Below are 1,046 nucleotides of genomic sequence, written 5' to 3' on the forward strand. Positions count from 1 at the left end.
GGCTTTGCTGCACAAACCCGCAGGGGATTCATCTCAGGAATCCAGTGTGATAGCTGACGTGCATGAGCAGACCCAATCCCCTACTTACAAGACTACGAACTGGCCTGCCTATAACGACGCGCTCAAGCGTCGGGGCTCACTGACAATTTGGTTCGATCCAGAGATGTGTTGGGACGCTGTGCCCACCGGCAAGCGCGGCCGCCAACCGAGCTACAGCGATGCCGCCGTCCAGACATGCCTGACGATGGAAGTGCTTTTCGGCATGGCATTGCGCCAGACGACTGGTTTCATCGATAGCTTACTGAGACTGGTCGGTCTGGACTGGACGGTGCCGGATTTCAGCACGCTATCGCGCCGTCAAAAGGCCCTCGCCGTGAACATTCCCTATCGCGGCTCGCAGGGTCCCCTACACCTGTTGGTCGATAGCACCGGCATCAAGGTCGAAGGCGAAGGTGAGTGCACGCGCGCAAGCATGGCGGCCGCAAACGGCGCGTCTGGCGCAAGATCCATCTCGAGATCGACGAACAAACGCTGGAGGTTCGGGCGCTCGAGATTACTGGAGGCCACATCGGAGACGCGCCGGTGTTGCCCGATCTTCTGGGCCAGATCCCGCCCGACCAGGAGATCGGCAGCGTGACCGCAGACGGTGCCTACGATACCCGCAAGTGCCACGATGCCATCGCGGATCGCGGTGCCCATGCCGTCATCCCGCCACGCAAAACGCCAGACCCTGGAAGCCAGCCACGGCGGGCGCCATCGTGCGCAACGAGGCTCTGCGGGCATCGAAATACCTCGGCCGCGCGATCTGGCGAAACTGGAGTGGATACCATCGCCGGAGCCGGGCGGAGACAAAGATGCACTGCATGAAACTTTTGCGCCAGCGGCTCATGGCACGGGACTTCGACCGGCAGGTCGCCGAGGTCCAAGTCCGTATCGCCATCATGAACGGCTATACCGCACTCGGCATACCTGTCACGAAAACTGCGGGATAACTGTGTCCGGGGAAAGGGGCACTCCGGTCAGCAAGTGCTTTGTGCAACAGAGCC

The 1,046-nt window shown here is 61.3% G+C and carries 1 pseudogene; it reads left to right on the forward strand.

Annotation, left to right across the window (positions count from 1 at the left end):
- Positions 1-62 precede the first annotated feature (62 nt).
- A pseudogene (locus tag DL899_RS19260) lies at positions 63-992 on the forward strand (IS5 family transposase).
- Positions 993-1,046 lie beyond the last annotated feature (54 nt).

The organism is Roseovarius amoyensis (genome assembly GCF_003260265.1).
GTDB lineage: Bacteria > Pseudomonadota > Alphaproteobacteria > Rhodobacterales > Rhodobacteraceae > Roseovarius > Roseovarius amoyensis.